Genomic DNA, 22,929 nt, shown 5'->3' on the forward strand with positions numbered 1-22,929 from the left:
GGAATGGCGGCGTTTCTCGTCGCCATTCCTGGTAACGATGCCGGGGCGGCGGAAATCGCCGTGCCGGCCGATGAGACGCCCCTTCAAACGACCGTCGATGCCGCCGCCCCCGGCGACGTGCTGTTGCTCGCAGTCGGCAGACATCGCGGTCCTGTATCCATCAACAAACGGGTGACCCTGCAAGGCCAGGCGGGCGCAATCGTCGAGGGTGATGGCCAGGGCAACGTGATCACCGTCGAGGCCGCGAATGCTGCGGTGCGCGATTTGGAGATTGTTGGTTCTGGGTCCGACTTGGATGCGATGGACGCCGGCGTGTTCGTGAAAGAGACGGCCAAGGGCGTGATGGTCGAGGGAAACACGATCCTCGGCAACCTCTACGGAATATATCTCCATGGCGCTGCGGGCGCCGTCGCTAGGGGTAACCGCATAGAGGGCATGCGCACAGGGCGGACGAACCAGGCTGGAAATGGCGTCTCCGTCTGGAACGCGCCAGGCGCCAAGGTCGTCGGCAACCAGATCAGCTTTGGACGCGATGGCATTTTTGCGACTGCCAGCAAACACAATGAATTCAGCGCGAACACCTTCCACGATGTGCGGTTCGCCATCCATTACATGTACACAAACGACAGCGTGATCAGTGACAACGTTTCAGTCGGCAATGTTGTTGGCTACGCCATCATGTATTCCAGTAGGCTGCGGGTCACGGGCAATTTGTCCGACGGCGACCGCGACAACGGGCTGCTGCTCAATTATGCCAATGGCTCAGAAATAAGCGGCAACGTGGTTCGCGGCCGAAGGCAGCCGATCGGAAGATGGGCGAGCAACGGACAGCGTTTCGCCGACACGGACGGACTTCCTGTGGCCGACGCGGACAGGGTGGTGACTCCGACAGGGGCCATTACCCGCCTAGGCCCCGAGAAGTGCGTGTTCATCTACAATGCAAACAAGAACCGCTTTCGCGGCAATCGATTCGAGGGTTGCGAGATCGGCGTGCATTTTACGGCCGGTTCGGAAGGCAACGAGATGGCCGGTAACGCCTTCATCCGCAATCGAAACCAGGTGAAATATGTCGGTACGCGCTACCTTGAGTGGTCGAGCGGCGGCCGAGGTAACTACTGGAGCGACAACCCGGCTTTTGACCTGAACGGCGACGGTATCGGCGACAACTCCTACCGACCAAACGATATGATCGACAAAGTGCTCTGGACAGCGCCGGCGGCGAAGGTTCTCGTCAACAGCCCCGCGGTGCAGGTGATCCGCTGGGCGCAGACCCGATTTCCCGCAGTCTTCCCCGGCGGCGTCGTCGACAGCCATCCTCTGATGAAGCCGGCTGACACGAAGGAGAGCCCATGAGCGTCAACATTCAATTGAACTCCGTTGCCAGGCACTTTGGCAGGGTCAGGGCCGTCGATGACGTTTCATTCGCACTGAGTGATGCTGAGACCGTCGCCCTCGTTGGACATAACGGTGCGGGCAAGACAACCCTGATCAAGCTCATGCTTGGGCTGAGCCGGCCCACATCAGGTTCCGTGACCGTGCTGGGGCAGGATACGTCAGCCGGAAATTCCGCCGTTCGCAGACATCTTGGCTATCTGCCGGAGAACGTTTCGTTCAATCCGGTTCTGACTGGCCGCGAAATGCTTCGATTCTACGTTGGATTGAAGGGCGAGAGCCCGCGCTCCGTGAACGAGCTGATGGATCGGATCGGTCTTGCGCATGCTGCGGACCGACGCATTGGAACTTACTCGAAGGGCATGCGGCAGCGGCTGGGATTGGCGCAAGCGCTGATCGGAACGCCGCGGGTTCTTCTGCTGGACGAGCCGACCACCGGCCTCGATCCAGAACTGCGCCAGCAATTCTATCGGATCGTGCGTGAAATGCGGGATGCGGGGACAACGATCCTTCTGTCGTCGCACGCCCTCAACGAGCTCGAAGGAAACGCCACGCGCGTCATTATAATGAACGAAGGCAAGAAGATCGCGGACGGGTCGCTCGATGAATTGCGGCGGATCTCTCGCCTGCCGACGGTCATTCGGATGAGGGCTACCGACGGCGGCGTCCAGCGCATCAGGGACTGGATGGGAAATGGGCCGGATCTCCGGCAGGTGAACGGCCATACCATCGAATTGGACGCGTCCCCCGATAGCAAGATCGCGTTCCTGCGCCGGACAGGCGGCGCCGAAGTGCCATTCGACGACATCGAGATGGTGCCGCCCGGCCTCGATGAACTTTATGCCCATTTCCTCGGCGGGAGACCATCAGCATGAGTACGATCGCGCTTCTGGCCGTCAAGGAAATCCGCGAAGGGCTGCGAAACCGCTGGGTGGTGGCAGCGACAGCACTGTTGGCGGCGCTCGCGCTAACCCTGACGTTTCTCGGCAGTGCGCCAACTGGCAATGTCGGGGCCGGCGCTCTTGACGTTGTCGTGGTGAGCCTGGCCAGCCTCACCATATTCATCGTTCCGCTCATCGCCTTACTGATCTCCCATGATGCGATTGTCGGCGAGATCGAGCGCGGCACGATGACGTTGTTGCTGAGCTATCCCGTGCGGCGTTGGCAAGTGCTTCTCGGCAAGTTCCTTGGCCATCTTGCGATCCTGGCATTTGCGACCCTCATTGGGTATGGCGTTGCCGCGATTGCGCTGGCGGCGACCGGAAAGTCGATTGGCGGCGCCAGTTGGTTCGCCTTCGGAACAATGACGGCCTCATCGGTGCTGCTCGGAGCCGTGTTTGTGGCGATCGGCTATCTTGTGAGCGCGCTCTCACGCGACCACGGAACCGCGAGTGGGATCGCGATCGGTATCTGGCTCCTGTTTGTGCTGATCTACGACATGGGGTTGCTGGGATTGCTGGTAGCCGATCAAGGGCGATTCGTGACCGCCGGCATGCTAAATGCCCTGCTTCTTCTTAATCCGACCGATGCGTACAGGCTGCTGAATCTCATGGGCACTGCCGAGATCAGTTCGGCATCCGGCATGGCTGGAACCGTCCAGAGTGTCGGGCTCGGTTCCTTGTCGCTCGTGGCGACACTAGCAGCGTGGACGGTGGCGCCGATGGCCGCCGCCGCTTTCATATTTTCGACGAGGGAGTTGTGAGGATGCGCTTGGGACTGGGACTCCTCGCCGGAAGCCTCATAGCCATAGCCGGCTGTCAGCGCGGCCCGGACAAGATGCCGGCGCCGTTCGCCATGACCGAAGATGCGATGGGTCGCTATTGCGGTATGAACATCCTCGAACATCCGGGCCCGAAAGGGCAGGTTATCCTTGCCAAGTATGACGAGCCCATCTGGTTCTCCTCGGCCCGCGACACGATCGCCTTTACCATGCTGCCAGAGGAACCCAAGGACATACGGGCGGTCTACGTGTCCGACATGGCGAAAGCACCCAACTGGGATAATCCAGGTATCAACAACTGGGTGAATGCCAAGGACGCCTTTTTCGTCATCGGGAGCGACAAAAAGGGCGGCATGGGAGCTGCGGAAGCGGTGCCTTTCTCCTCCAGCGAATCCGCCCGGGCCTTTGCCAGCGAGCATGGTGGCCAGGTCCTGAACTTCACCGACCTGCCGCGCGATTACGTTCTGGGGCAGGAGTCTGAGACGGTTTCCGATCGGGGCTCGGACCCGCAATCGCTTGATCCCGACAACGTCAATTGAGGGCGCCATGATCTCCCATATGTCTCGCCGTCGATTCATTGGCATAACTGCTGCGGCTGCTGGAATGGCCTTGCTTCCGCTCGGTCGCAAAGCTCTGGCGACACCGTCGGCCGTCTCGTGGCGCGGAGAAGCTATGGGCGCCCAGGCAACGCTGCTGATCAACCATCCCGACCGAGCCTTGGCCTTGAGGCTCGTTGACCAAGTTGCCGCCGAAGTCCGCCGCTTGGAAAGGATTTTCAGCCTCTATCGTGAGGATTCGGACCTTTCGAGATTGAATCGCCAAGGATTCCTGGTCTCGCCGGCAACGGATCTCGTCGAAATCCTTCGCCGTTGCAACGACGTCTGGCGTCTTACCGGGCGCGCCTTCGATCCTACGGTGCAGCCATTGTGGCTGGCCTATCAACGCCACTTTTCCGATCCCGGAGCCACTGCGGCCGGGCCGTCGCGGCGGGTCATGCAAGAGGCCCTTGATCGGGTCGGCTTCGACAGATTGGCCTACTCGGAAGATCGCATAGAATTGCCGATGGCCGGGTCGGCGCTCACGCTCAACGGCATCGCGCAGGGTTACGCAACGGATAAGGTTGTCGATCTGCTGCGTGCCGGCGGCGTTGAGCACGCGCTCGTCAACATGGGCGAGGGCCGTGCGATCGGATCGGCGCCGGAGGACCGTCCTTGGCGCATTGGCATAACTGATCCCTTCAATTCCGATTCGATTCTGAAAGTCTTGCCGCTGACGGACAGCGCCGTCGCCACCTCGAGCCCGGCCGGCTTTCAGTTCGATGAAGACGGCCGGTTCACCCATATTATTGATCCGCGAACCGGATCCACTCCCCAACGCTATGCGAGCCTGAGCGTCGTCGCGCCGACTGCCACGATTGCGGATGCACTGTCGACCGCCTTCAGCTTGATGGACGTGGAGACAATTGCCGGTGCGGTCCGACGCCTCGATGGCGTAGACGCGTATGTTCTGTCGCAAGACACTCTATGGACGCACGTCAAGTCTTAAATCGGGGAGTGGGGATGGGCGGCAAAGGTACAAGTCCAATTGCCCGCATTGTCAGGCGGCTCTGCCAGGATCGGGTGCCAAGTGAGTCTTCTCCCGCAAGACTGCGAGATAATCGAGAAAAAGCGATACTGGCTCACCTTTAGAAATCGCCAGTCAGTCGGCACAGGTACCTGGCCTCCCACTGCCGGCGAGAACGCGGAGCCGTTGGGTCACTGGTACAACCGCGAAGGACGGGCATCTATTTTCTCAGGACGGACGGAGCGTCAGTCATGCTAGCCGTTCGCCCGTACGGCTCTTTGCGGAATGCCGACAAGCGGCAATTTCCCAATTCCTCCAGGATTCTCGGAATTGTTTGCGTTTCGACAAATAGGCTGACTGACCACGGGGTAGATTTTCGCGCCGGGATCGACCATCGCCGCCGTCTCCTGGCTCCAACGTTTCTGGCGGCCGGGAATTCCAATCGACATGGCAGACCCAGAACTTGCATCGACACTTTTGATCGACGTGCGGACCATCGCCCCGATAGATCGTCACCCGCGAATCTTCGGGGTAGCGGCCGCGTTGGTCGAGGGTTCTTCTTTCATCATCGTCAACGACCACGACCCACGACCTCTGCACTATCAGATCGAGGCCAGATATCCCGGTGTATTCGCTTGGGAATACCTTGAGCGAGGGCCGGAGGTCTGGCGCGTCGAAATCAGCAGACCGCAATCGTCTGGCTGCGACTGTTGCTGCGGCAGCTGATGACCAGCCCAACGTCCGGCAGCACTTTGCAAGGTTTCTTTTTCGTCGCCACCGACTGGTCTGGCCGCCGCCTAGGTCAAACATTCGAAACATCTAAGGCGAGGAAGGTTCCTCGCCATGAGAATGTCGCTGAAGGTTAACGGTCAGGCGATCGAGACTGAGATCTTGCCAATCTCGCGATTGAGCAGCTTTCTTCGCGACGTCCTTGGCCTGACGGGTGTCAAGGAAGGCTGTTGCGAAGGCGAGTGTGGCGCATGCACGGTGCTGCTGGATAGCCAGCCGGTTGATTCCTGCCTGATGCTGGCCTTTCAAGTCGCGGGGCGCGAGATCACCACCATCGAGGGACTCTGTGGGAGCGGCATCAACGATCTGCAGCAGGCCTTCTTGAAGATGGGTGCCGTGCAATGCGGCTACTGCACGCCGGGAATGCTGCTGGCAGCCCAGGGACTCTTACATGCCAATCCCAGCCCAGGTGAAGCCGAAATCCGCCATGCACTAGCAGGCAATATCTGCCGCTGCACCGGCTTCGAGACCATCGTGCAGGCGGTCGCTACCGCAGCCGCCGCTCGCCAGGGGGCAGGGCGATGAATGCGCTCACGGTCTCAGCGCCCGTCGACATGGCCGAGTTGCGGGCGACGCTCGCCGCGGAAGCGGGGCCGGTGCATTTCGTCGCCGGAGGGACGGACATGCTGATCGCGGGCCGTCCGCTCCCCGAAATCGGACTGCTGGTTGATCTCGCCCGTGTGGCGGGCATGGCCTTCATTTCCACGGATGGCTCGGATGTTCGCATCGGAGGTGCCACCACTGTCGCGGTGCTTGCCGCGGATTGCAGGCTGCGAGTACGAATTCCGGCCCTTTGCGAGGCTGCCGCACAGTGCGAGTCTGTCCAGATCCGCAACCGGGCCACCATCGGTGGCAACATCGCCAATGCCGCCCCAGCCGCCGACTTGATGCCCGTGTTGGTCGCCGCGGGAACAAGACTGGTGCTGCTCAAGCACGACGGGACACAACACGAGGCCGCGCTCTGCGAACACCTTCCAAGCTCCGGTCATCTGATTACGGAAGTGATCTTGCCAGCAAGCGGCCTTCTGCCGCGAAGCGCCTTCGTCAAGCTCGGATCTCGGCAGGACATGACCATCTCGCGCCTCAATCTCGCACTGCTGGCTGAGTTTCAGAGCAACCATTTCGGTGTCGTGCGGATCGCAGCCGGAGCGCTTGGTCCCGTTTCTAGCAGACTGCTCCAGGCAGAGGGGGCGCTCGCGGGCCGTAAGCTCGGTGCCGCCACGTTGCGCGACTTCATTGCGGCGTTAGTCGACGATGTCGATACGGCCATTCCCGGCCGGAATTCGCAGATATACAAGCGCCGCGCGATCGCCGGACTCGGCCTCGACCTGATCGCGCAGGCCCTGGGGCTCAGCCCACGTGGATCGGCTCTTCGAGGAAGCAGCGGGATGAACCAGATCTCCCATCGGGTGCCGCTCGTTGACGGTGTGGCAAAGGTCACGGGCGCATTGCGCTTCGCGGCCGATTTGCATGTCGAAGGATTGCTGCACTGCGCGCTCGTTTTCAGCCCGCATCCACATGCCCGCGTCGCCTGTGTCGATGCTGCATCCGCGTTGGCGGTTGAGGGCGTACACGCTGTCTTCTGGCATGAAAACACGCCCCCACGATACTACAACAGCTCGATCTGGTTCGCCGGACAGGAGGCGCTGGCAGACGAGCGAATGTTCCCGGCGGTGGTGCGCCATATTGGCGACCGGGTTGCGGCTGTGGTGGCGGACACGGAGGAGATCGCGCGGCACGCCGCACGGTTGGTGGCGGTCGAAGATGTAGATCTCCCCGCTATATTTGATCCTGAAGCTGCGCTCGGTCACGCCGGGCCAGCGATGCGGGACGATGGCATCCCGGCTTTCATGAACCCCGTGGCCGACGAGAGCTTTACGCATGGCGATCTTGATGCCGGATTTGCGGCGGCTGACCTGGTGGTGGAAACACATGTCACGACTCCGCGCAGCCATCACTGTGCCCTTGAACCTCACGCCTGTATTGCCAAGCCTGAATCCGACGGTCGAATCTTGATCCTTTCGCCGTGTCAGAGCGTTTTTGGAGTGCAGGCTGTCGTCGTCCAGGCATTGGGAGTGCCACCAGATCAGATACGCGTAGTGAAGACTCCCATAGGCGACTCCTTCGGCGGCAAGGCCGAGCCGATTCTCGATCCGTTGTGTGCATTCTTTGCGCTGGTACTAGGGCGGCCTGTCATGATCCGCTACGACCAGCATGAAACCTTCACCGCGACCCGCACGCGGTCGAGCGTTGTCGGCCGGATGCGGATCGCGCTTAGCTCCGACGGCCGAATCCTGGCGCGCGACACCGAGACGCTGGTGGACATCGGCGCTTATTGCACCGGCGGCAACTATCTGCCCAGTTCGATGCTTCAAAGACTGGTTCGGCTTTATGACGTTCCCGCCGAGCGCTACACGGGCCGCGCAGTCTACATCAACACCGCCCCGGCAGGCGCTTTTCGCGGTTACGGATCCCCCCAGATCCACACAATAGCCGAGATCACGCTTGATATATCCGCGCGGCGGCTGGGGGTGGATCCGGTGGCGATGCGGCTGAGGAATCTGGTTGAGCCTAACGCGATTGAACCTTGGCAAGGGCTCAACGTTGGCAACGCTCGGGGGAGAGAATGTCTGCTACGCGGGGCCGATGCATTCGGCTGGCAGGCGCGTAGGCAGACGGATGCCGGACGAGGCCGGTGGCGGCGAGGAGTGGGGGTAGCCTCGGCCACTCACATCAACGGCTGCTATCCCGGTTTCCACGAGGAAACGACGGCGAGGTTGAGCCTCCTGCCCGACGGGCGAGCGGAACTCGTCTGCGCGCTCCACGACCTCGGCTGTGGGGCCGACACGACGCTTGCGCAGATCACGGGCGAGACGTTGGGTCTTAGGGCGTGCGACATTGCCATCGTTCCCGCCGACACCGATAGCTGTCCATATGATCTCGGCACACGGGCCAGTCGCATGACCTATATCTGCGGCGAAGCAATCCGACTTGCAGGCGTGGCACTCTCGGAAGTGATCCGGGCTGCGGCGGTCCTGGAATTGAATACAGAAGTTGATGAATTGAGGCTGGAGGCGGGCGCAGTGCGCCGCCCGGACGGCTCGGGCCTGGCGCTTTCAGAACTCGCTGCCCGCTTGACGGTCCGCGGGGCGGAACTGCCCACGGCGACCGAGACCTATCGCGCCCAGGCCAATTCAGGCTCATACGCAGCGCATTTTGCTGAGGTGGAGGTCGACGGACTCGCCGGTCGCGTACGCGTGACAGATTATCTAGCCGCCCATGACGTCGGCCGAGCGATCAACCCCATGCTGGTGGAAGGCCAACTCCATGGGGGAATCCAGATCGGTATCGGATATGCCCTTTACGAGGATGTTGCGATCGACCCTGTCACTGGTCGAATGCGTGGCGACAGCTTCAGCCGCTATACATTGGCCAATGCCTCCGAGATGCCGCCGATGCGTGTCCTGCTCACCGAAGAGGGTGAGCCGACCGGCCCCTTCGGCGCCAAAGCCGTCGGAGAGATCGCGACAATCCCGGTCGCGGCGGCCGTGGTCAACGCCGTCAATGATGCCCTGGGCACTGAACTGACAGATTTGCCGCCAATACCCGTGCGAGTCCTCGCTGGATTGAGTTGAGGGACAATGGTCATGGAGGTGCATCTAAGCCACTGTGGTATTGCACTCGGTCCGAAGCCTAGGGTGCGCCTGCGCTTTCTGGCCGTGCATCCCTTCCATGCCTGTTCACTGCCGATGCCGCCGAACGATATCAAATGCGCGGCAAGCGCCCACACCGGATATCTCGTAGGATAGCTGGGGTAGGGCATGTCAATCGATCACGCTGTTGTGTGGCTGGAATTCCGAACAGCAAAAGTGTTCCTTTTTGAAGACGCTGCAACGCCGTCAGTCGCTGGAGAACCTGAATTCATCGGTGACATGCGGCTGACGCATGATGGTCAGAAAGGCCAACGTCGAGACGATGATTTCTTCGGGGAGGTTCTTGGCTTTCTGGAAGCTCGGAAGAAATGGATTATAATCGGAAATAGATCGAGCTGTGTCGGCTTGCTCGAGCGCATATGCCGTCAGAAGGCCGAGGGTCGTGTCGTTGGCGTGGAATTTGTCGATGCGGTCACCGCTGAGGAAGTGTTATCGCGAGCCCGTAGCTATTTTAGCGACCGCCACTAGGCATTTCCGCCACGCCATTGGCCGTCGTGAGATCAGGCCAAACTAGGATAGGGCAGGGCGAAGACCTGGCCGATGCCAACGACATCAGGGACAGGTTGGACGAACTGGAAAGGCGCGTTGGTCCACAGCGAGTTGGTGCTGACGACAACACGGTGGCTACCTCAGTACCAAGACCATCAGCCGAGGATTCGCTATGCGATCCGCGTAGCTGCAGTCGTCGTCGACGTTAGGCGGCTAGACGCGGCCTTCCGTTGCCGCGAACCGCGGGAACAGGATGTTGTTCTCCAAGTGGATGTGTTCCATCAGGTCTTCGGCAAACTGAGCCGTGCCGACGTAGAGCGCCTGCCAGGAGCGGCAGGCTCCGTCGGGCGTGACGAAGTCGCCGGTGAGGCTTTCGAGGAGCCGAAGCAAGGTGCCTTGGTCGTCGTGCTCGTGCCGCAGTTCCGAAATCGGGATATCGAACTTGCCTTTGCCCCACTGCCGCATTGCTGGAAACAGAATGGCCTCTTCCTTGGCCATGTGTTGCTCCAGTTCGCTCTGCAACTGCCGTAACGCATCCGAAAGGCCGGCCGGCACCTTCGGATGTTCGCGATGCACCGCCTCAACCTTACGCGACAGTGCAATGAGCTCGGGCAGAGCGCGCCGGTGCGCTTCGTGGTAGCAGGCTTCGATGTGGTTGATCAGTTCATCGCTGTCCATCGCAGCCGGCGCCGCTGTACCCGCAGTGTCGGTACCAAGTGCCTCCAACGCGCGCTCAAGGTCGTCGGGATCGACTCCGCGCCGGTGCGCGGCGCCATCGAGGGTGAGATCGCCATTGCAGCAGAAGTCGATCTTGAATTTGCGGAAAACGGCGGTGGCGCCAGGCAGCGTTGCGGCTATGTCGCCGACCGTGCGTTCCCATAGTTCTGGAACTGGGAATTGGGTGTTCATGACGAAGCTCCATGCATTTTCGACACAACGGCTTTGAAACTTGAAGCGGGCCCATTCGACGCGACGCAATGTCTCGAGGACGAAATCGTGCCAACCGTTGGACCATGAATTGCCCAGATAAAGGTCCGCGTCTTTGCGCTGGAACAAAGAGGAGCAGATCACCAAGCTGTCGCCGTCAGCCTCCCAGCGGGAAGCCTGAGTGCGTGCGGCGCGGCTGAGTTCAGGGCATTTGGCTCAAAGAACATAGCAATTTATCAAGTTCGGATCCTGCGTGTCCGGGCAGGGGTGCGCACCTGATCGCCTAGCGTGATAGGCCCGATGTCTTCGGCGATTGAACAGAGTTTTCCGCTGTTTCAGCCGCAGGAGGCATGAGGGCATCCGGTGCGCTTCATCCGGCCGTCGCGCAAAGGCCGCAGGCTTATGCTCTGATCGGCGGCCAGCCAAAGTCGCAATGGCCGACGATGCCGATCGCCTGCGCCATGTGATCGCAAACACGCGGTGCGCCAAGCCACTCTGGTCGAATGTTGCTTCTCAAAGCTCAAACAGGTGTGACGCATCGCAACTCGCTTGAGAAAACAATCAGGAATTCCCTCGTTGTCGCCCTCTCGCAGCTACGATCCGATGGATCAGGTGATTGTCCGCAGCTCTTAATCTAAAAGCGCTGTCGACACGGGATCATCCGAACATCGCTCGGGTATGATTGGCGCTGCGCCGATCAGTTCGAGACAGTAAGGCACGGCAGGAAAGACGGCGTTCAAGCATACGTCGATTAAAGCCGGCTTGCCTGGCAGGTTTATGATCAGCGGATGGCCGCGGACTCCCGCAGTCTGACGTGAAAGAATGGCTGTGCGGACTTGCCGCATGCTGGCCTGCCGCATGAGTTCGCCAAAACCGGGAAGTTCCTTGGTGATGACTTGCTGCATTGCCTCTGGGTAAGATCCCTTGGAGATGGACCGGTCCCTCCAGTCGTCAGGATAAGATCAACGCCGCATTGGTCGCAAAGCTCGATGAGCACATTCCGGACACTTTCCACGCCGTCAGGGACTATGCGGCGGATGAAGACGCAAGGCGATGCTACGACACGTCGAAGCCAGCGCTCGATGGCAGGCCCGCCAAGATCTTGATATTCGCCGCGGCTTGCACGTTCTGACACTGTAATGATTGCAATCTGGGTCATTTTTTCTGTTCGAGATCCACCTTCAGATCGAAGCGGTCGCTTGCCATCCGGGCTTGGCATGGGCGTATCCATCGACGAGCGTGCCGGGCAGATCGAGGCACGAGAGAATAAAACGGGCCCCCTCGCGATCCTCTCTCCCATTGGCAAGAGCTCTGTACGTCTTTGCCACCTCGATCATGTCGCACGTGTGCGGAGACAGGCGGATGCGCCGGACGCCTCTGGAGGCGAGATCCGCGGGTGCGGGGCAAAAGGCCTGCACCTGGTTGGAGAGCGTCTGCACGCCATTGATCGCGAGGAACTGCTGGTCGTCGAGCGTGTCTACGGCAAGACCGTCCGGGTCTTTCTCGCAGGTAAACTGGCACGAATCCTTGTGAAGGCCGTAAATGCGCGCATGATAGCATCGCCCGGAAGCGCGAGCGGCAGCCGACCGAAGGCGAAAATCTCGAAATCCGCCTCGGGACATGCGCTGGCCATGGCGCCGACGGCGGCGAGCGACAATTCCACTGGCGGGCATATGGTTTTGGCACCGCGATGAATGAGGAATTGCGCGGAAGACCCATTATAAACGTTCAGGAACGGACCTGTCACGAAAGGCTTGCCGGAGCGTGACGGCAGGGCGGTGACATCGTTGATCTCGATCAGCCGATCGTCGCCACAGAGGTCCTCGATGCTTCTGCGTTCCCGAACGGTCGCCGGTGCTGCCAGGGTAGACAGCACCACTTCCTTTCCGGCACGCTCGAGGCGTTCGATGATCTCAGGCCATACGGGGTCGGAAAACGGCATCCGCTTGCCGCAGACGACTTCGCCGATATGGACCCGGTCGATCGGAGCCTCGTCCGCGATCCTGCGGTAGAAGTCCGTGAGGCGGTCGGGCGACCAGTGGAAGAAGACCGGCCCAAGCGTCAACGCAATTGCGGACAAGGTGCTATCTCCACTTCTTGCTGTACGCTCCTGCCGTCTGCCGGGAACCTTCCGACTGGCCAGCAAGAATCCGATCGATCTCAATGGCGTCGCCGCCTTGCTCGACCGCGTCAACGGCCTTCCGGAAGGCGCGGACCACTTCCGTCACATAACCTTTGCCGCGCTGGCGTCCTTCGATCTTCAAGGCGGTTACGCCGGCGGCCTTCAGCCCGGCAATCATCCCGCCAGCGTTCAGGCTGACGGGATCCTCGAACAAATAGGAGGTCTTGCCGCCGGCCTTGAATTTGCCCTTGCACAAAGTGGGATAGCCTACTGGCTCGCCGAACTCGTAGCGGTCGATCGTGAACCCTGAAAGCCGTGCTGCCGTGCCGTTAGGCTCGTCGTCGTAACTCACCATTTCGGGTGGCGAACAGACGCCATTCAGATTTGGCGATTTTCCCGTCGCGTATGAAGAAAGATAGCATCGGCCTTCGATCATCACGCAAAGGCCGCCGAACACGAATGCTTCGTCTCCACGTCGATCGCGCGGTTGAGCGCCGCGATCTCCTGAACCGAAAGAACCCGCGGCAGCACGACGCGACGAACTCCGAAACTTTTCGCGTAGAATCCGATTGCTTCCGGCGTTGCTGCCGCAGCCTGTACCGACAGATGAAGACGAATTTGTTTATGGTTCTTGGCGACATGATCAAGGACGGCTATGTCCGCCGCGATGATGGCATTTGCGCCGCATTCGGCTGCGGTATCCGCTGCCTTTTTCCACAGGCCAACATCGTTGACACGCGCGAATGTATTGATGGCGACGAGAACCTTGCTGCCGTGGTTATGCGCGAAGCGGACGCCCTCGGCCAGTTCTTCCCCGGAGAAGTTGAGCCCCGGGGAAATTCCGGGCATTCGTTTCGTCGCGAAATCCGCAATAGACTGCGTCCGCGCCTGCCTGGACGGCTGCCCTCAATGTAGGCGGGGTTCCGGCCGGGCAGACAAGTTCCATGCGTCCGCTTGTCATGCCTCTGGCGCCTCGCGTCTGGAATTTCGATTGGCCATTTGGCGTGCGACGCTCAATGCGCCGAGAATGCCCGTATTGGCGAGACGAGCCAGGAAGCCACGCAGGCCGAGTAGGTCCGCGGGGCTAAGCTCGGCGTCCTCGATTGTGTTCCTCAGCGCGAGCACCGCCTCCGTGCGGCCGCTGATCGAGATGATCCGGCTGAAGAAAAGCGCATCGCCATCCAGCGTGCCGTCGAGCAGGCTCAAGAGTGTCAGAAGAGGTCCCCTGATCTGGACGTTTGATGTCGCGGCCTCACTTCTCCTGACGACACGAACGATCGAACGCTCTGCGTCCGGTACGACGGTAAATGCGAAGGCGAGGTCGACCGGGTCGATGAAATCGCAAGCTGTTCGATGTTCGCCCAGGCGGTCGAACAATCGGGGCTGGCGCCTAGCCATCGAGCGCAAGGATAGCGTCAGCAACGGCCCGAGGGGAAGTCCGGCAAAAGGTGGGAAAAGATGACGAATGACCGCCGGCAACGTCGGTTCCGTGCTGATCGTCACCATTCAGTACATCCTATCCACATGAGCTCGTTCAGCAGGCCCTTCCGGCCATCGACTTCCTGCGTCCGTCTGCCAGCAAGTCCGCGAAATTGACACTGTTGGGACAGAAATCCTGATAGTGGCTTTCGAAATCGAAGGCGGCCAGGTGGCCATGACACTGGCGGCGATGCTGGCAGGCGATGCAGATGCGTGACATGAAACGGTGCGCGGCTTCCAGCGATTGAAAGCTGTCAGGATCGATGTCAATCGAACGCATCGCGGAAGAAAGCAGGTCTTGCGAAGCGTAGGGTAGCCGCATGGCTTCATCGAATTCGCTTCGTGACAAACCGATGCCATTCAGGATGCCTGTACACTCATCCAAACCCATTGCCCAAAAGTCCCTTGTCGCTGCCATGCTCTGCCGGCGATCCGCGAGAAGGGAAATTACGGACCGCAAAGCTTCGACAGTTTCGCTAATGAGATTGCCTGCCATGTGAAATCCTTTTGGCTCGATCGCCTTCCTCGGAAATGATGTGAGAAGGGAAAAATAGCGGGGACGGATCGTTCGCTCTTTGCGCTAGCGCAAAGTTCTTCGTCAGCCCTGATGGCAAAATCGATCGCCGACGAACCGGTCGGGCCGGATTTCGCTATGCATCACCGCTGCCTTCCCTTGTTTTCAGATCTTGGCTCATTCCTTTCGTTCCTCGATCGGAACGGGCAGCTTCGTGAGGTTGGCATCCCTGTCTCGACACGGCTCGAACTGACCGAGATACACAGGCGGGTGATTGCCTCGAAAGGCCCAGCGCTCCGCGTTACGGCGCCTGTCGACGATCGCGGCGTCAAGTCAGCCTTTCCCGTCGTCGCAAATCTTTTCGGCACCCGGGAACGTGTAGCCTGGGGCCTTGGCACCGACCTTCACGGTCTGGAAACCCTCGGCGCGCTCCTTGCGTGGATGAGATCGCCTCAGGCTCCACAGAACCTTCGTCAGGCCCGACAGATGTTGCCTGCGGCGCGGGGTGCACTCGTGGCGCGGCCGAAGATCGTCTCCCCGCCCAGAGAGTGGCGCGACGCCGATCCGGATTTTTCGCTTCTTCCCATCCAGACTTGTTGGCCGGGAGACGCAGGCCCACTCATAACATGGCCAGTGGTCATTACTCGCCCGCCTGGCGAGGACGACCCGAGCACATACAATCTGGGCATATACCGGATGCAGGTGCTAGCCCGTGATCGTGCCATCGTAAGATGGCTGCCCATGCGAGGTGGAGCAGCCCACCATCGCATATGGCAGGCGAGGGGGCTTGAGATGCCGGTGGCGGTCGTCATCGGGGCAGATCCCGCGACGTTGATCGCCTCGGTGATGCCGGCGCCTGAAGGCGTGTCGGAGCTGGCACTGTCCGGGATGATCAATAATCGCCGAGTCGGATTGGCGCCCTGCAAGAGCATCATGCTTCACGTGCCAACCAGTGCGGAAATCGTGCTTGAAGGTGCCGTCTCTTCAACAGAAACCGCGCTGGAGGGCCCTTTCGGCGATCACACGGGATATTACAACACGCCGGAGCGATACCCCGTATTCAACCTCAAGCGCGTTCGCGTTCGCGACGGGGCAAATTACCTGACCACGTTCACCGGGCGCGCGCCCGACGAGCCCTCGGTTCTCGGCGAGGCACTGCTCGATGTGTACAAGCCACTCCTGCGCCAGCAGATACCGGAAATCGTTGATGTGTGGCTTCCGCCGGAAGCCTGCTCCTACAGGATTGCGGTCATCTCGATCGCCAAGAAGTATGCCGGACAGGCCAGGCGCGTGATGATGGGGTTCTGGTCCCTGCTGCCGCAGTTTTCGATGACCAAGATTGTCATCGTGGTGGATGACGATATCGACATTCGATCATGGCCGGACGTGATGTGGGCGGTCGCCACCCGGATGGATCCCTCGCGCGATCTGATGCAGGTGGACCGAACCCCTATCGACCAGCTCGATTTCGCCTCACCCCTCGAAGGGCTTGGGGGAAAGATCGGGTTCGATGCGACGCGCAAGATTGGGTCCGAGACCTCTCGCGAATGGGGAAAGGAGCTGACGATGTCAACTCATATCGAGGAGCAGGTGTCTCAACGATGGAACGAGTTTGTTTCGCAGACGACCGCTCAGGGGCAACAATGACCAAACGGCTGATAATCGGTGTGACAGGTGCATCCGGCTCCGTGCTCGCGCTGGAGACCATACGTCAGTTGGTCAGGGCCGGGGTGGAGACGCATCTCGTCGTCTCCAAGGGCGCGCGATTGGCGATCCCACATGAGCTCGGCACCGACGGCCTTGCCCAACTGACCTCCGTCGCCAACCGCGCGTATTCCTATCAGGACTTCGCCGCACCAATCGCCAGCGGCTCTTTCAGAACGGATGGCATGATCGTCGTTCCCTGTTCGATGCGGACCTTGGCAGCTATGGCACACGGTTTAGGCGACAATCTTCTCACCAGGGCCGCCGATGTCGTCCTGAAGGAAAGGCGCCGGCTGGTCATTGTTCCACGCGAGGCGCCGCTCCATGAAGGGCACCTCGACGCGATGTTGAGACTAGCACGGATGGGCGCAGTCATCGCACCGCCGGTACCGCCGTTCTATGTCAAGCTTGCCTCGATCGAGGAAATGGTAGTCGAGATGGCTGCCCGACTGATTGGCTGGGCGGGCGTTGACCCGGGCGACAAGCTCACGCGTTGGGGCGAAAAGAAAGTCGCCGCCGCGTGATCATCCTGATGGATTGGCTCAACGTGCAAGGATAGCAATGAATTTGCAGACGTCGAAAGGCGCGACATATGACGTACGGAAACTTCCACCTGAAAGGAAGCAGTCCGCTGTATTGTCAATGTTCGACGGACTCAAACCCGGTCAGACATTCGTGGTCGTTCTCGATTTTGATCCTGATAGACTCAGGCGTCAGTTCGAAGCGTTCTTTGCTGGCGAACACATCTGGCTTTGCCTTAGACCGGGGCCACCAGAATGGCTGATCGAGATAGGAAGACCTCAACCTGCGCAGTGATGTCGAGCTCTACGAAGAGGTCGCACACGCCGATCGACCGATCTGGTCACTCAAGACTCAGGTGGCAGTGACCGTGAGGGCCCCCTTCATTCCAAGCTCATAATGACCCCGTATCAGGTGGTCGTATTCGCCTTCATTGGTGAAGGCCAGACGCACCGTCTCGCCTCTTTTTACGGTGACTGAAACCGGATCGAACGCCATCGATCCATCTTCGTTCTCGACCATGCTGATCGCGATGGTACGATCTATTTTGGCCGCCATGCCCGGCTGACCGATAACCATCAGTTCATGGCCGTCATGAGTGCCGGAATGCATTCCCGCCGCAAGCGCCGGGGCGATGAAGAGGACCATGGCGATTGTTGGCATCATGCATTTCTTCAGTGCGATTTCTCCGTTGTGAAATGTGTTGAGTTTCACCCTGTCGGAGGTGGCCGCGGGCTCTGTTTTGGACCGCGATCGGCGGAACCAGGTTAGCAGGGTCGCCTGAAGCCTTCACCAGTTCTTGCCGCTGATCACCTATGGCCCGTCTGCACCGCAGATAAACTGAGTTGCCGCATCGAAAATGCACCCTCCTTTGCGGTGCTCGCGATGTCGTCAAACAGGAGAGCGAGATCCATGTAGACGCTGCGATCCCGTTCGGCTGCGCCCATTTCATCGAGATCCTGCAGGAAGAAGAGAATGGCTTCGATGCGCTCGCGTTGACAGCGGGCGTTGGCAAGATGCTCGCGTGCCGCGCGCCGCACTTCCAGAGCCGTAAATCGCGCCAGCGTCTCGTCGAGTCTGGAACGGCACTCACAATCGAGCCGGGCGTCCTTGATCAAATTTGCCAGCCTGCCGACAACGGCCATGCCAGCAAAGCGCCGGGAACAGTCGTCAATACTACTCAATGGAACGTTTTGTTTCATCTTCTTCGCTCCTAGGGCAGACGTTTCGCAGCCGGTCGCAACGCGAACAGACGACGCGCGCCCTGCCAATCGGCAGACGCGGTCTCGAAAATTGTTTTGATTATAAGCGACTATTTTTGCTGCCTGTTTGCGCTGGAGCAAACACGTAGACCGATCATCGACGGTATTGCCTTCGCATTGAGTTTTTTCCGACCGCCGATCTTGCGAGTTGAGAAGCGGCACGAGGACGTCGTGTCAGTCATCCCTGTAGAGGAATTGTCGCATGGCCGCCGACGGGAGTGTGCTTATTTTCGACGCGAAGCAGAGGCGGATGTCGGCGCCGTTTCGGCCATTCTTTCTAATCGCGGGGTTGGACGCGATTGTAGGCCCGGCGGTCTGGCTGCCGTCAACGTTCGGAATACAGGCCATCGGCCCGACCGGGATATCTCCCGGCGATTGGCATCGCGACGTGCTTCTTTTCGGGATGGTTCCAGCCATTTTGACTGGCTTTCTGTTGACGGCATTGCCTCGATGGACAGGACGACGCGCAGTCTCGCCACTTACCACGCGTCTGCTCGTCGCCCTATGGCTGTGCAGCCGGGGGACTTTCCTGTTTCTGTCGCATTCGGCCGGGCTTGCCCTCTATGCGTTTTTGGTGCTGACGCTCCTCTTGATTGCGGCGGGACGGGTGATCGCGAGCCGCGACCGCCGCAACCTGAAGATATTGTTTCTGCTGCTCGCCTTTTGTGGTGGCAACATACTTGCGGCGGCGTCCTACCAAGTAGAATTTGCGCTGCGGCTAGCCTTGGCTTCGATCGTCGGACTTGTCATGATCATCGGAGGACGCGTCGTCCCGGCGTTGACGGTGGCCTATGTCGAGAGCGCGGGCGGTCGAATCTCCGTCAACCGTTCTGCCGTTTTGGAATACGCGGCAGCGGCTATTGCGGCATGCGCCCTTGGTTTGTGGGTTGTTGCGCCGCAGGCACAACTCACCGGCGTTGCCTGCGCGCTCGCCGCCTGCGGTCAGACCATGCGAGCCGCCCAATGGAATGGTTGGCGAAGCGCGGCCTCGGCGACGGCTCTTGCCCTTCACATAGGATATGGATGGATCATCGTGGGTTTCGGACTTCTGGCGATCCACATTCTAGCACCGGAGTGGCTGGGACAGGCGGCTGCGGTCCACGCATGGACGATCGGCGCCATTGGCACGATGGCCCTCGCTATCATGGCGAGCATGATCCGTAAGCATAGCCACCGCGCCTTCGCGTCTTCGGCTCCGACGACCGGTGCGTTCATAGCGATGACGACTTGCTGCCTGTCGCGCCTCCTCGTCGAACTGTTGCCGGACTACGGGACAGGCTTGACCAACCTCTCGGGAGCAATGTGGGTTGTCGCCTTCGGTCTGTTTGTCACAGCATTCCGTAGAATGCTCATCCTGCGCAAGACGAAGCCAGACTGCCGCTCCACATCCTAAGCGACGATCAATGCCGCAGCGCGCCTGATTGAGCTGATCCGAGGGTGCCATGCCGTCGCTGCCGATTGCCTTCACACCCAATTCGTGAAGTTATTTTTGCGACAGCATAGGGCCGCCGGTTCGGTCCAGTGGAAGATGCTACCCACGCTGCTGAACGCCTTCAAGGTTGCGGCTTATACTTATCCGGGGGTTGAGATGCGTAGTATTGTGCTACTTGCTCCATTTCATCGTCCGTCATTGCGCGTGCAATATTTCGCATCTGCTGGCTAATATCGTTGCGACGACCTCCGTCTGCGAAAGCGCGCAGTTGAGCTTTGATGTAGACGGCCGACTGGCCTTCGAGCCACGGACTGCCGGCCTTGTTGTCCAAACTGCCGTGACACGAGCCGCAAGGCGCAATTCCGCGCATTGGGGCTCCATTGATGACGATGCGAGGCGCAGGAACCTTTTGCGAGGGATGATAGGCAGGCAATCGCGGCAGGTAATTATAATAGGCCGCGAGGTCGATCATGTCCTGGTCGGCAAGATGAGGCGCGAATGGACTCATTACGGCGTTCACGCGCGCGCCCGATTTGAAGTCTTTTAGCTGTTTGTATATGGCGGCTGGGTATTGCCCTGCGAGGTTGGGCGAATCGGCGCGGCTGACGCCCGTCGGGCCATGGCATATCGCGCATTGCTGAGCGAGCGTCGCACCGCGGTTGATCGACTCGTTCGAAGGATTGGCGAGCATGGCTGACGTCATGATGACGTCCGAGGTCTTGAACGTGGGCTGAACGGTCCTGGCACCCGATGTCAGTTTGGGAATGCCGGCAGCACTGCATATTGCGTCCCACAAGCCAGCCAGCTTCAGATCAGACTGTGCATAGGGAAGCAGGATGAAGCCGCCAAGGGCTGTCAAGACCACCAGCGCGGCCGTGATACCAATACTCAACCTGACCCAAGGGTTTGTCGCTGAGAAGAGGCGTTCCGTCGACATTATCGGGCTCCAATGTAGACAGCCGGAACAGAGGTGCCCTGCCTGAACGCGAGTTGCAAGATTGGGAACCCATAATTGGTCACAGTGAGCCCGATCATCAGTGCCAGCCAAAGGCCATAGCTGTTAAGGGCAGCGGGCACAGAAACGGGAGCATGGACGGCCGTGCTGAAGCGATATTCGCCCGCATCCATCGCCGGGGCGCGCTGGCCTCGTATGAGGATGAGAATGAAGATCGCGCCGGAGATCAGCAGGATCAGCCCCCCAAAGGCCGACATGCTCACTGACATCGCTTCGGAGGCAAGTCCGGGGTCGGTATAATCGAAGTAAGCCATGCGGCGAGGCATGCCTAATATACCAACATAATGCCACGGGAAAGTTGTAATGATCATGCCCAGAAACCATAGCCAGAGCTGCAGGCGCATGAGGCGGAAGTCGATGAACGCGCGCCCCGTCAGATGTGGCCATAGATCGTAGGCGATGGCGAAATACATGATCACGATCGCGCCGCCGAAGATCAGATGGAAATGGCCGGTTATCCACTGCGTGTTGTGGATCGTGGTGTCGAGCTGATAGCTCATGTTAATGAGGCCTCCGGCGCCGCCGAAACCCAGAAGCACGAAGGAGAATGCCGTTGCCAGCATGATCGGATTGTTCCACGGCAATGTAGCGATCCATCCCAGTGGTCCTCTGCCCCCACGCAGGCGACCTGCGATTTCGACAGATGCGCAGATCGTGAAAACAGTCAGCAGGGTCGGCAGGGCCACAAGCGCCGTGAACGCCGAATGGATGAACTTGAAGCCGGCGCCGACCTGCGGATCGGCGAAAGCGTGATGGATGCCGATGGGCATCGCAACGACCAGAAAGAGGATGAAGGCAATCCTGCCCATGGAGTCGCTGTAGAGCTTCCCGCCAATGGCCCGCGGCACGATCGTGTAATAGGCGATATAGGTAGGCATCAGCCAGAAATAGACGATGGCATGAAGCGTCCATGAGAAGAAGACGCGGGCCAACCCAGCGTCTATGGTCGATTTCAAGCCGAGCGCTACCGGCAAAATCTGGAACAAAAGCTCTAGCGCCGCTCCAACGGCCGTCCAGGCCCAAAGATATGCGCCCGCTACATTGGCGAACATGGCGAGAGGCACCGGCGCGTCCGGGTTGTTTCGCTTCCAGATCCTCAGGTTGATGGACATGAGTGCGACCCATATCCATGACCCGAGCACCACCAGCACGACGCCGATATAGTAGAATGGGCTCCCAATCAGCGGCGGATAGAACGTGTAGAGTACGGATGCGCGGCCAAGCGACACGGGAACCATCGCCGTCACTGCGCCGATCACGATCAGCCAGAAGCCCGCCCAGGCCCATCGCCGTCCGATGAGTGGTTGCTTGAGCGCGCTTTCGGAAATGGCGTAGCCGAAGCCCATGGCCACGAGCGTCGGGAACACGTAACCCATAATGGTTCCGTGGGCCGTCAGCGAGCGATAATACCATTCCGGATTGGTGATCCAGGTATGAAGCGGGCTTCGAATGAACATCTGCCAGGCGCCCATGATAAGCGCGAGCCCAAAAACCGCAAACGCAAGCCAAAAATGAGCAAGTATCAGTCGCCGGCTATTTAACACAGCTCACCCTCTCTTGCTTGGTTGCCATGGTCATGAACTCGGCTTTGTCAATGACCTTGACTTTCCCCCACATTCCTTCGTGCCCGAAGCTGCAATATTCCTGGCATGGCATCAGGTACTCGCCCGGCTTGCGGAAGCGGGCGTTCTGCACGGAAATGTAGCCGGGGACGAGCATGGTGTTGACGTTCGTCCCCTGAATAAGAAGGCCGTGGATGACATCTGCACTGGTGGCGCGGATGGTTATCGTCGTGTCAGTCGGGACGAGAATGCACTGTGGCGCGAAGGAGTATTGTTGCCCGATTGCCCGGACAGTTACTGAACCGTCAGGCTCGATGGCGCTACCAAGGTTGGATTCGACGAACTCACCCGAAATGTGAAGCGTGGTTGGATCAGCGGTCTCCACCCGCGCCTGCGGCATCGTCGCCTGATGGATGCCGGCGAAGGCCGCCATGCCGGCGAGGAAGGCGATGATCAAGACCGCGATTATTGCCCAGTTTTTCTCGGCGCGAATCGCAGCCCCGGCATGGTCAACAGGATCCTCGGTCATCTGGATAGCCTCGAAGCCCTAAGGATTGGCGTGGGGGATGAATACGAGTAGGTAGAACGTCAACCACATGCCAAGCACAATGGCGGTCGTAATACCGGCGAGGAGAAAAGCTCCGCCTGGGCCCGATCGTAATATCCGCTCCAGTGCCTCCTTTTCGGATCCGGCTGCGCCTGTCGGCTCATCAGAGTTGATCATCCG

At 59.8% G+C, this 22,929-nt stretch carries 22 protein-coding genes and 2 pseudogenes; 13 read left to right on the plus strand and 11 right to left on the minus strand.

Annotated elements, in window-relative coordinates:
• Positions 1-3 precede the first annotated feature (3 nt).
• From FJ946_RS20000 to FJ946_RS20040, 9 genes are all read left to right on the plus strand, one after another.
• Entirely contained in the window at positions 4-1,353 is a 1,350-nt protein-coding gene (locus FJ946_RS20000) for a nitrous oxide reductase family maturation protein NosD (protein ID WP_140522860.1), read from the plus strand.
• Positions 1,350-2,267, plus strand: coding sequence for an ABC transporter ATP-binding protein (locus FJ946_RS20005; RefSeq protein ID WP_140522858.1), 918 nt, complete (start codon positions 1,350-1,352; stop codon positions 2,265-2,267). The genes FJ946_RS20000 and FJ946_RS20005 overlap by 4 nt, the downstream gene beginning before the upstream one ends.
• Positions 2,264-3,094 (plus strand): ABC transporter permease, encoded by an 831-nt coding sequence (locus tag FJ946_RS20010; protein ID WP_140522856.1) that lies wholly within the window; start codon positions 2,264-2,266, stop codon positions 3,092-3,094. Before FJ946_RS20005 ends, FJ946_RS20010 begins: the two co-directional genes overlap by 4 nt.
• On the plus strand, positions 3,091-3,651 hold the full coding sequence (locus tag FJ946_RS20015) for a nitrous oxide reductase accessory protein NosL (protein ID WP_224656242.1): 561 nt from the start codon (positions 3,091-3,093) through the stop codon (positions 3,649-3,651). The genes FJ946_RS20010 and FJ946_RS20015 overlap by 4 nt, the downstream gene beginning before the upstream one ends.
• 133 nt (positions 3,652-3,784) lie before the next feature.
• Positions 3,785-4,657, plus strand: a complete 873-nt coding sequence (locus tag FJ946_RS20020; RefSeq protein ID WP_224656233.1) for an FAD:protein FMN transferase — start codon at positions 3,785-3,787, stop codon at positions 4,655-4,657.
• A gap of 465 nt (positions 4,658-5,122) precedes the next feature.
• On the plus strand, positions 5,123-5,401 hold the full coding sequence (locus FJ946_RS20025; protein ID WP_140522850.1) for a DUF2249 domain-containing protein: 279 nt from the start codon (positions 5,123-5,125) through the stop codon (positions 5,399-5,401).
• A 117-nt stretch (positions 5,402-5,518) separates the two neighbouring features.
• Positions 5,519-5,989 (plus strand): (2Fe-2S)-binding protein, encoded by a 471-nt coding sequence (locus FJ946_RS20030; RefSeq protein ID WP_140522848.1) that lies wholly within the window; start codon positions 5,519-5,521, stop codon positions 5,987-5,989.
• Positions 5,986-9,099 (plus strand): molybdopterin cofactor-binding domain-containing protein, encoded by a 3,114-nt coding sequence (locus FJ946_RS20035; protein ID WP_140522846.1) that lies wholly within the window; start codon positions 5,986-5,988, stop codon positions 9,097-9,099. The genes FJ946_RS20030 and FJ946_RS20035 overlap by 4 nt, the downstream gene beginning before the upstream one ends.
• A 186-nt stretch (positions 9,100-9,285) precedes the next feature.
• A complete protein-coding gene (locus FJ946_RS20040) occupies positions 9,286-9,645 on the plus strand; it encodes a hypothetical protein (RefSeq protein WP_140522844.1) in 360 nt (119 codons plus the stop codon).
• 234 nt (positions 9,646-9,879) lie between these two features.
• On the opposite strand, the gene ric is transcribed toward FJ946_RS20040, so the two are convergent.
• The 6 genes and pseudogenes from ric to FJ946_RS20070 form a co-directional block, all read right to left on the minus strand.
• Positions 9,880-10,644 carry an iron-sulfur cluster repair di-iron protein gene (gene ric / locus FJ946_RS20045; protein WP_224702965.1) on the minus strand — a complete coding sequence of 255 codons (765 nt, stop codon included), beginning with the start codon at positions 10,642-10,644 and terminating at the stop codon, positions 9,880-9,882.
• A gap of 578 nt (positions 10,645-11,222) precedes the next feature.
• Positions 11,223-11,752 (minus strand): annotated as a pseudogene (mog, locus tag FJ946_RS20050) (molybdopterin adenylyltransferase).
• A 318-nt stretch (positions 11,753-12,070) separates the two neighbouring features.
• On the minus strand, positions 12,071-12,673 hold the full coding sequence (locus FJ946_RS20055) for a U32 family peptidase (protein ID WP_224656235.1): 603 nt from the start codon (positions 12,671-12,673) through the stop codon (positions 12,071-12,073).
• 4 nt (positions 12,674-12,677) lie between these two features.
• Positions 12,678-13,564: pseudogene (locus FJ946_RS20060) on the minus strand (peptidase U32 family protein).
• Between the two features lie 108 nt (positions 13,565-13,672).
• The gene (locus tag FJ946_RS20065; protein ID WP_140522842.1) at positions 13,673-14,221 is read right to left on the minus strand and encodes an SCP2 sterol-binding domain-containing protein; all 549 of its coding nucleotides are present in this window, start codon (positions 14,219-14,221) and stop codon (positions 13,673-13,675) included.
• Between the two features lie 28 nt (positions 14,222-14,249).
• Positions 14,250-14,690 (minus strand): hypothetical protein, encoded by a 441-nt coding sequence (locus FJ946_RS20070; protein WP_140522840.1) that lies wholly within the window; start codon positions 14,688-14,690, stop codon positions 14,250-14,252.
• A 156-nt stretch (positions 14,691-14,846) separates the two neighbouring features.
• On the opposite strand from FJ946_RS20070, the gene FJ946_RS20075 reads away from it, so the two are divergent.
• The 3 genes from FJ946_RS20075 to FJ946_RS20085 are packed head-to-tail and all read left to right on the plus strand — an operon-like array spanning position 14,847 to position 17,228.
• Positions 14,847-16,355, plus strand: coding sequence for a UbiD family decarboxylase (locus FJ946_RS20075; protein ID WP_140523388.1), 1,509 nt, complete (start codon positions 14,847-14,849; stop codon positions 16,353-16,355).
• Positions 16,352-16,936: a UbiX family flavin prenyltransferase gene (locus FJ946_RS20080; RefSeq protein WP_140522838.1), complete on the plus strand. Its 585-nt coding sequence runs from the start codon at positions 16,352-16,354 to the stop codon at positions 16,934-16,936. Before FJ946_RS20075 ends, FJ946_RS20080 begins: the two co-directional genes overlap by 4 nt.
• Positions 16,937-16,973: 37 nt before the next feature.
• On the plus strand, positions 16,974-17,228 hold the full coding sequence (locus FJ946_RS20085) for a DUF2249 domain-containing protein (protein ID WP_140522836.1): 255 nt from the start codon (positions 16,974-16,976) through the stop codon (positions 17,226-17,228).
• 57 nt (positions 17,229-17,285) lie between these two features.
• Here FJ946_RS20085 and FJ946_RS20090 read toward each other — a convergent pair whose 3' ends face one another.
• Both FJ946_RS20090 and FJ946_RS20095 read right to left on the minus strand, forming a co-directional pair.
• Positions 17,286-17,597, minus strand: a complete 312-nt coding sequence (locus FJ946_RS20090; RefSeq protein ID WP_140522834.1) for a hypothetical protein — start codon at positions 17,595-17,597, stop codon at positions 17,286-17,288.
• 143 nt (positions 17,598-17,740) lie between these two features.
• Positions 17,741-18,133 carry a hypothetical protein gene (locus FJ946_RS20095; RefSeq protein WP_140522832.1) on the minus strand — a complete coding sequence of 131 codons (393 nt, stop codon included), beginning with the start codon at positions 18,131-18,133 and terminating at the stop codon, positions 17,741-17,743.
• Positions 18,134-18,395: 262 nt separating this feature from the next.
• Between FJ946_RS20095 and FJ946_RS20100 the strand changes: the two genes are divergently transcribed.
• A complete protein-coding gene (locus FJ946_RS20100) occupies positions 18,396-19,586 on the plus strand; it encodes an NnrS family protein (protein ID WP_140522830.1) in 1,191 nt (396 codons plus the stop codon).
• Positions 19,587-19,746: 160 nt separating this feature from the next.
• On the opposite strand, the gene FJ946_RS20105 is transcribed toward FJ946_RS20100, so the two are convergent.
• From FJ946_RS20105 to FJ946_RS20115, 3 genes are read right to left on the minus strand one after another with little or no spacing between them, the layout of a single operon-like run.
• Positions 19,747-20,562 carry a c-type cytochrome gene (locus FJ946_RS20105; protein WP_140522828.1) on the minus strand — a complete coding sequence of 272 codons (816 nt, stop codon included), beginning with the start codon at positions 20,560-20,562 and terminating at the stop codon, positions 19,747-19,749.
• Positions 20,562-22,184 (minus strand): b(o/a)3-type cytochrome-c oxidase subunit 1, encoded by a 1,623-nt coding sequence (locus tag FJ946_RS20110; protein ID WP_140522826.1) that lies wholly within the window; start codon positions 22,182-22,184, stop codon positions 20,562-20,564. The genes FJ946_RS20105 and FJ946_RS20110 overlap by 1 nt, the downstream gene beginning before the upstream one ends.
• Positions 22,174-22,731 carry a cytochrome C oxidase subunit II gene (locus FJ946_RS20115; RefSeq protein ID WP_140522824.1) on the minus strand — a complete coding sequence of 186 codons (558 nt, stop codon included), beginning with the start codon at positions 22,729-22,731 and terminating at the stop codon, positions 22,174-22,176. Before FJ946_RS20115 ends, FJ946_RS20110 begins: the two co-directional genes overlap by 11 nt.
• Positions 22,732-22,929 lie beyond the last annotated feature (198 nt).

This window comes from Mesorhizobium sp. B2-4-7 (assembly GCF_006442685.1).
Classification (GTDB): domain Bacteria; phylum Pseudomonadota; class Alphaproteobacteria; order Rhizobiales; family Rhizobiaceae; genus Mesorhizobium.

What these genes read in the sequence shown, in the direction of transcription:
- FJ946_RS20065 (WP_140522842.1), bottom strand. Translation starts at nt 14,221, where the DNA reads ATGGTGACGATCAGCACGGAACCGACGTTGCCGGCGGTCATTCGTCAT.
- FJ946_RS20085 (WP_140522836.1), top strand. Translation starts at nt 16,974, where the DNA reads ATGAATTTGCAGACGTCGAAAGGCGCGACATATGACGTACGGAAACTT.
- FJ946_RS20075 (WP_140523388.1), top strand. Translation starts at nt 14,847, where the DNA reads ATGCATCACCGCTGCCTTCCCTTGTTTTCAGATCTTGGCTCATTCCTT.
- FJ946_RS20030 (WP_140522848.1), top strand. Translation starts at nt 5,519, where the DNA reads ATGAGAATGTCGCTGAAGGTTAACGGTCAGGCGATCGAGACTGAGATC.
- FJ946_RS20115 (WP_140522824.1), bottom strand. Translation starts at nt 22,731, where the DNA reads ATGACCGAGGATCCTGTTGACCATGCCGGGGCTGCGATTCGCGCCGAG.
- FJ946_RS20080 (WP_140522838.1), top strand. Translation starts at nt 16,352, where the DNA reads ATGACCAAACGGCTGATAATCGGTGTGACAGGTGCATCCGGCTCCGTG.
- FJ946_RS20105 (WP_140522828.1), bottom strand. Translation starts at nt 20,562, where the DNA reads ATGTCGACGGAACGCCTCTTCTCAGCGACAAACCCTTGGGTCAGGTTG.
- FJ946_RS20000 (WP_140522860.1), top strand. Translation starts at nt 4, where the DNA reads ATGGCGGCGTTTCTCGTCGCCATTCCTGGTAACGATGCCGGGGCGGCG.
- FJ946_RS20025 (WP_140522850.1), top strand. Translation starts at nt 5,123, where the DNA reads ATGGCAGACCCAGAACTTGCATCGACACTTTTGATCGACGTGCGGACC.
- FJ946_RS20070 (WP_140522840.1), bottom strand. Translation starts at nt 14,690, where the DNA reads ATGGCAGGCAATCTCATTAGCGAAACTGTCGAAGCTTTGCGGTCCGTA.
- FJ946_RS20020 (WP_224656233.1), top strand. Translation starts at nt 3,785, where the DNA reads ATGGGCGCCCAGGCAACGCTGCTGATCAACCATCCCGACCGAGCCTTG.
- FJ946_RS20010 (WP_140522856.1), top strand. Translation starts at nt 2,264, where the DNA reads ATGAGTACGATCGCGCTTCTGGCCGTCAAGGAAATCCGCGAAGGGCTG.
- FJ946_RS20095 (WP_140522832.1), bottom strand. Translation starts at nt 18,133, where the DNA reads ATGAAACAAAACGTTCCATTGAGTAGTATTGACGACTGTTCCCGGCGC.
- FJ946_RS20090 (WP_140522834.1), bottom strand. Translation starts at nt 17,597, where the DNA reads ATGATGCCAACAATCGCCATGGTCCTCTTCATCGCCCCGGCGCTTGCG.
- FJ946_RS20040 (WP_140522844.1), top strand. Translation starts at nt 9,286, where the DNA reads ATGTCAATCGATCACGCTGTTGTGTGGCTGGAATTCCGAACAGCAAAA.
- FJ946_RS20005 (WP_140522858.1), top strand. Translation starts at nt 1,350, where the DNA reads ATGAGCGTCAACATTCAATTGAACTCCGTTGCCAGGCACTTTGGCAGG.
- FJ946_RS20035 (WP_140522846.1), top strand. Translation starts at nt 5,986, where the DNA reads ATGAATGCGCTCACGGTCTCAGCGCCCGTCGACATGGCCGAGTTGCGG.
- FJ946_RS20100 (WP_140522830.1), top strand. Translation starts at nt 18,396, where the DNA reads ATGGCCGCCGACGGGAGTGTGCTTATTTTCGACGCGAAGCAGAGGCGG.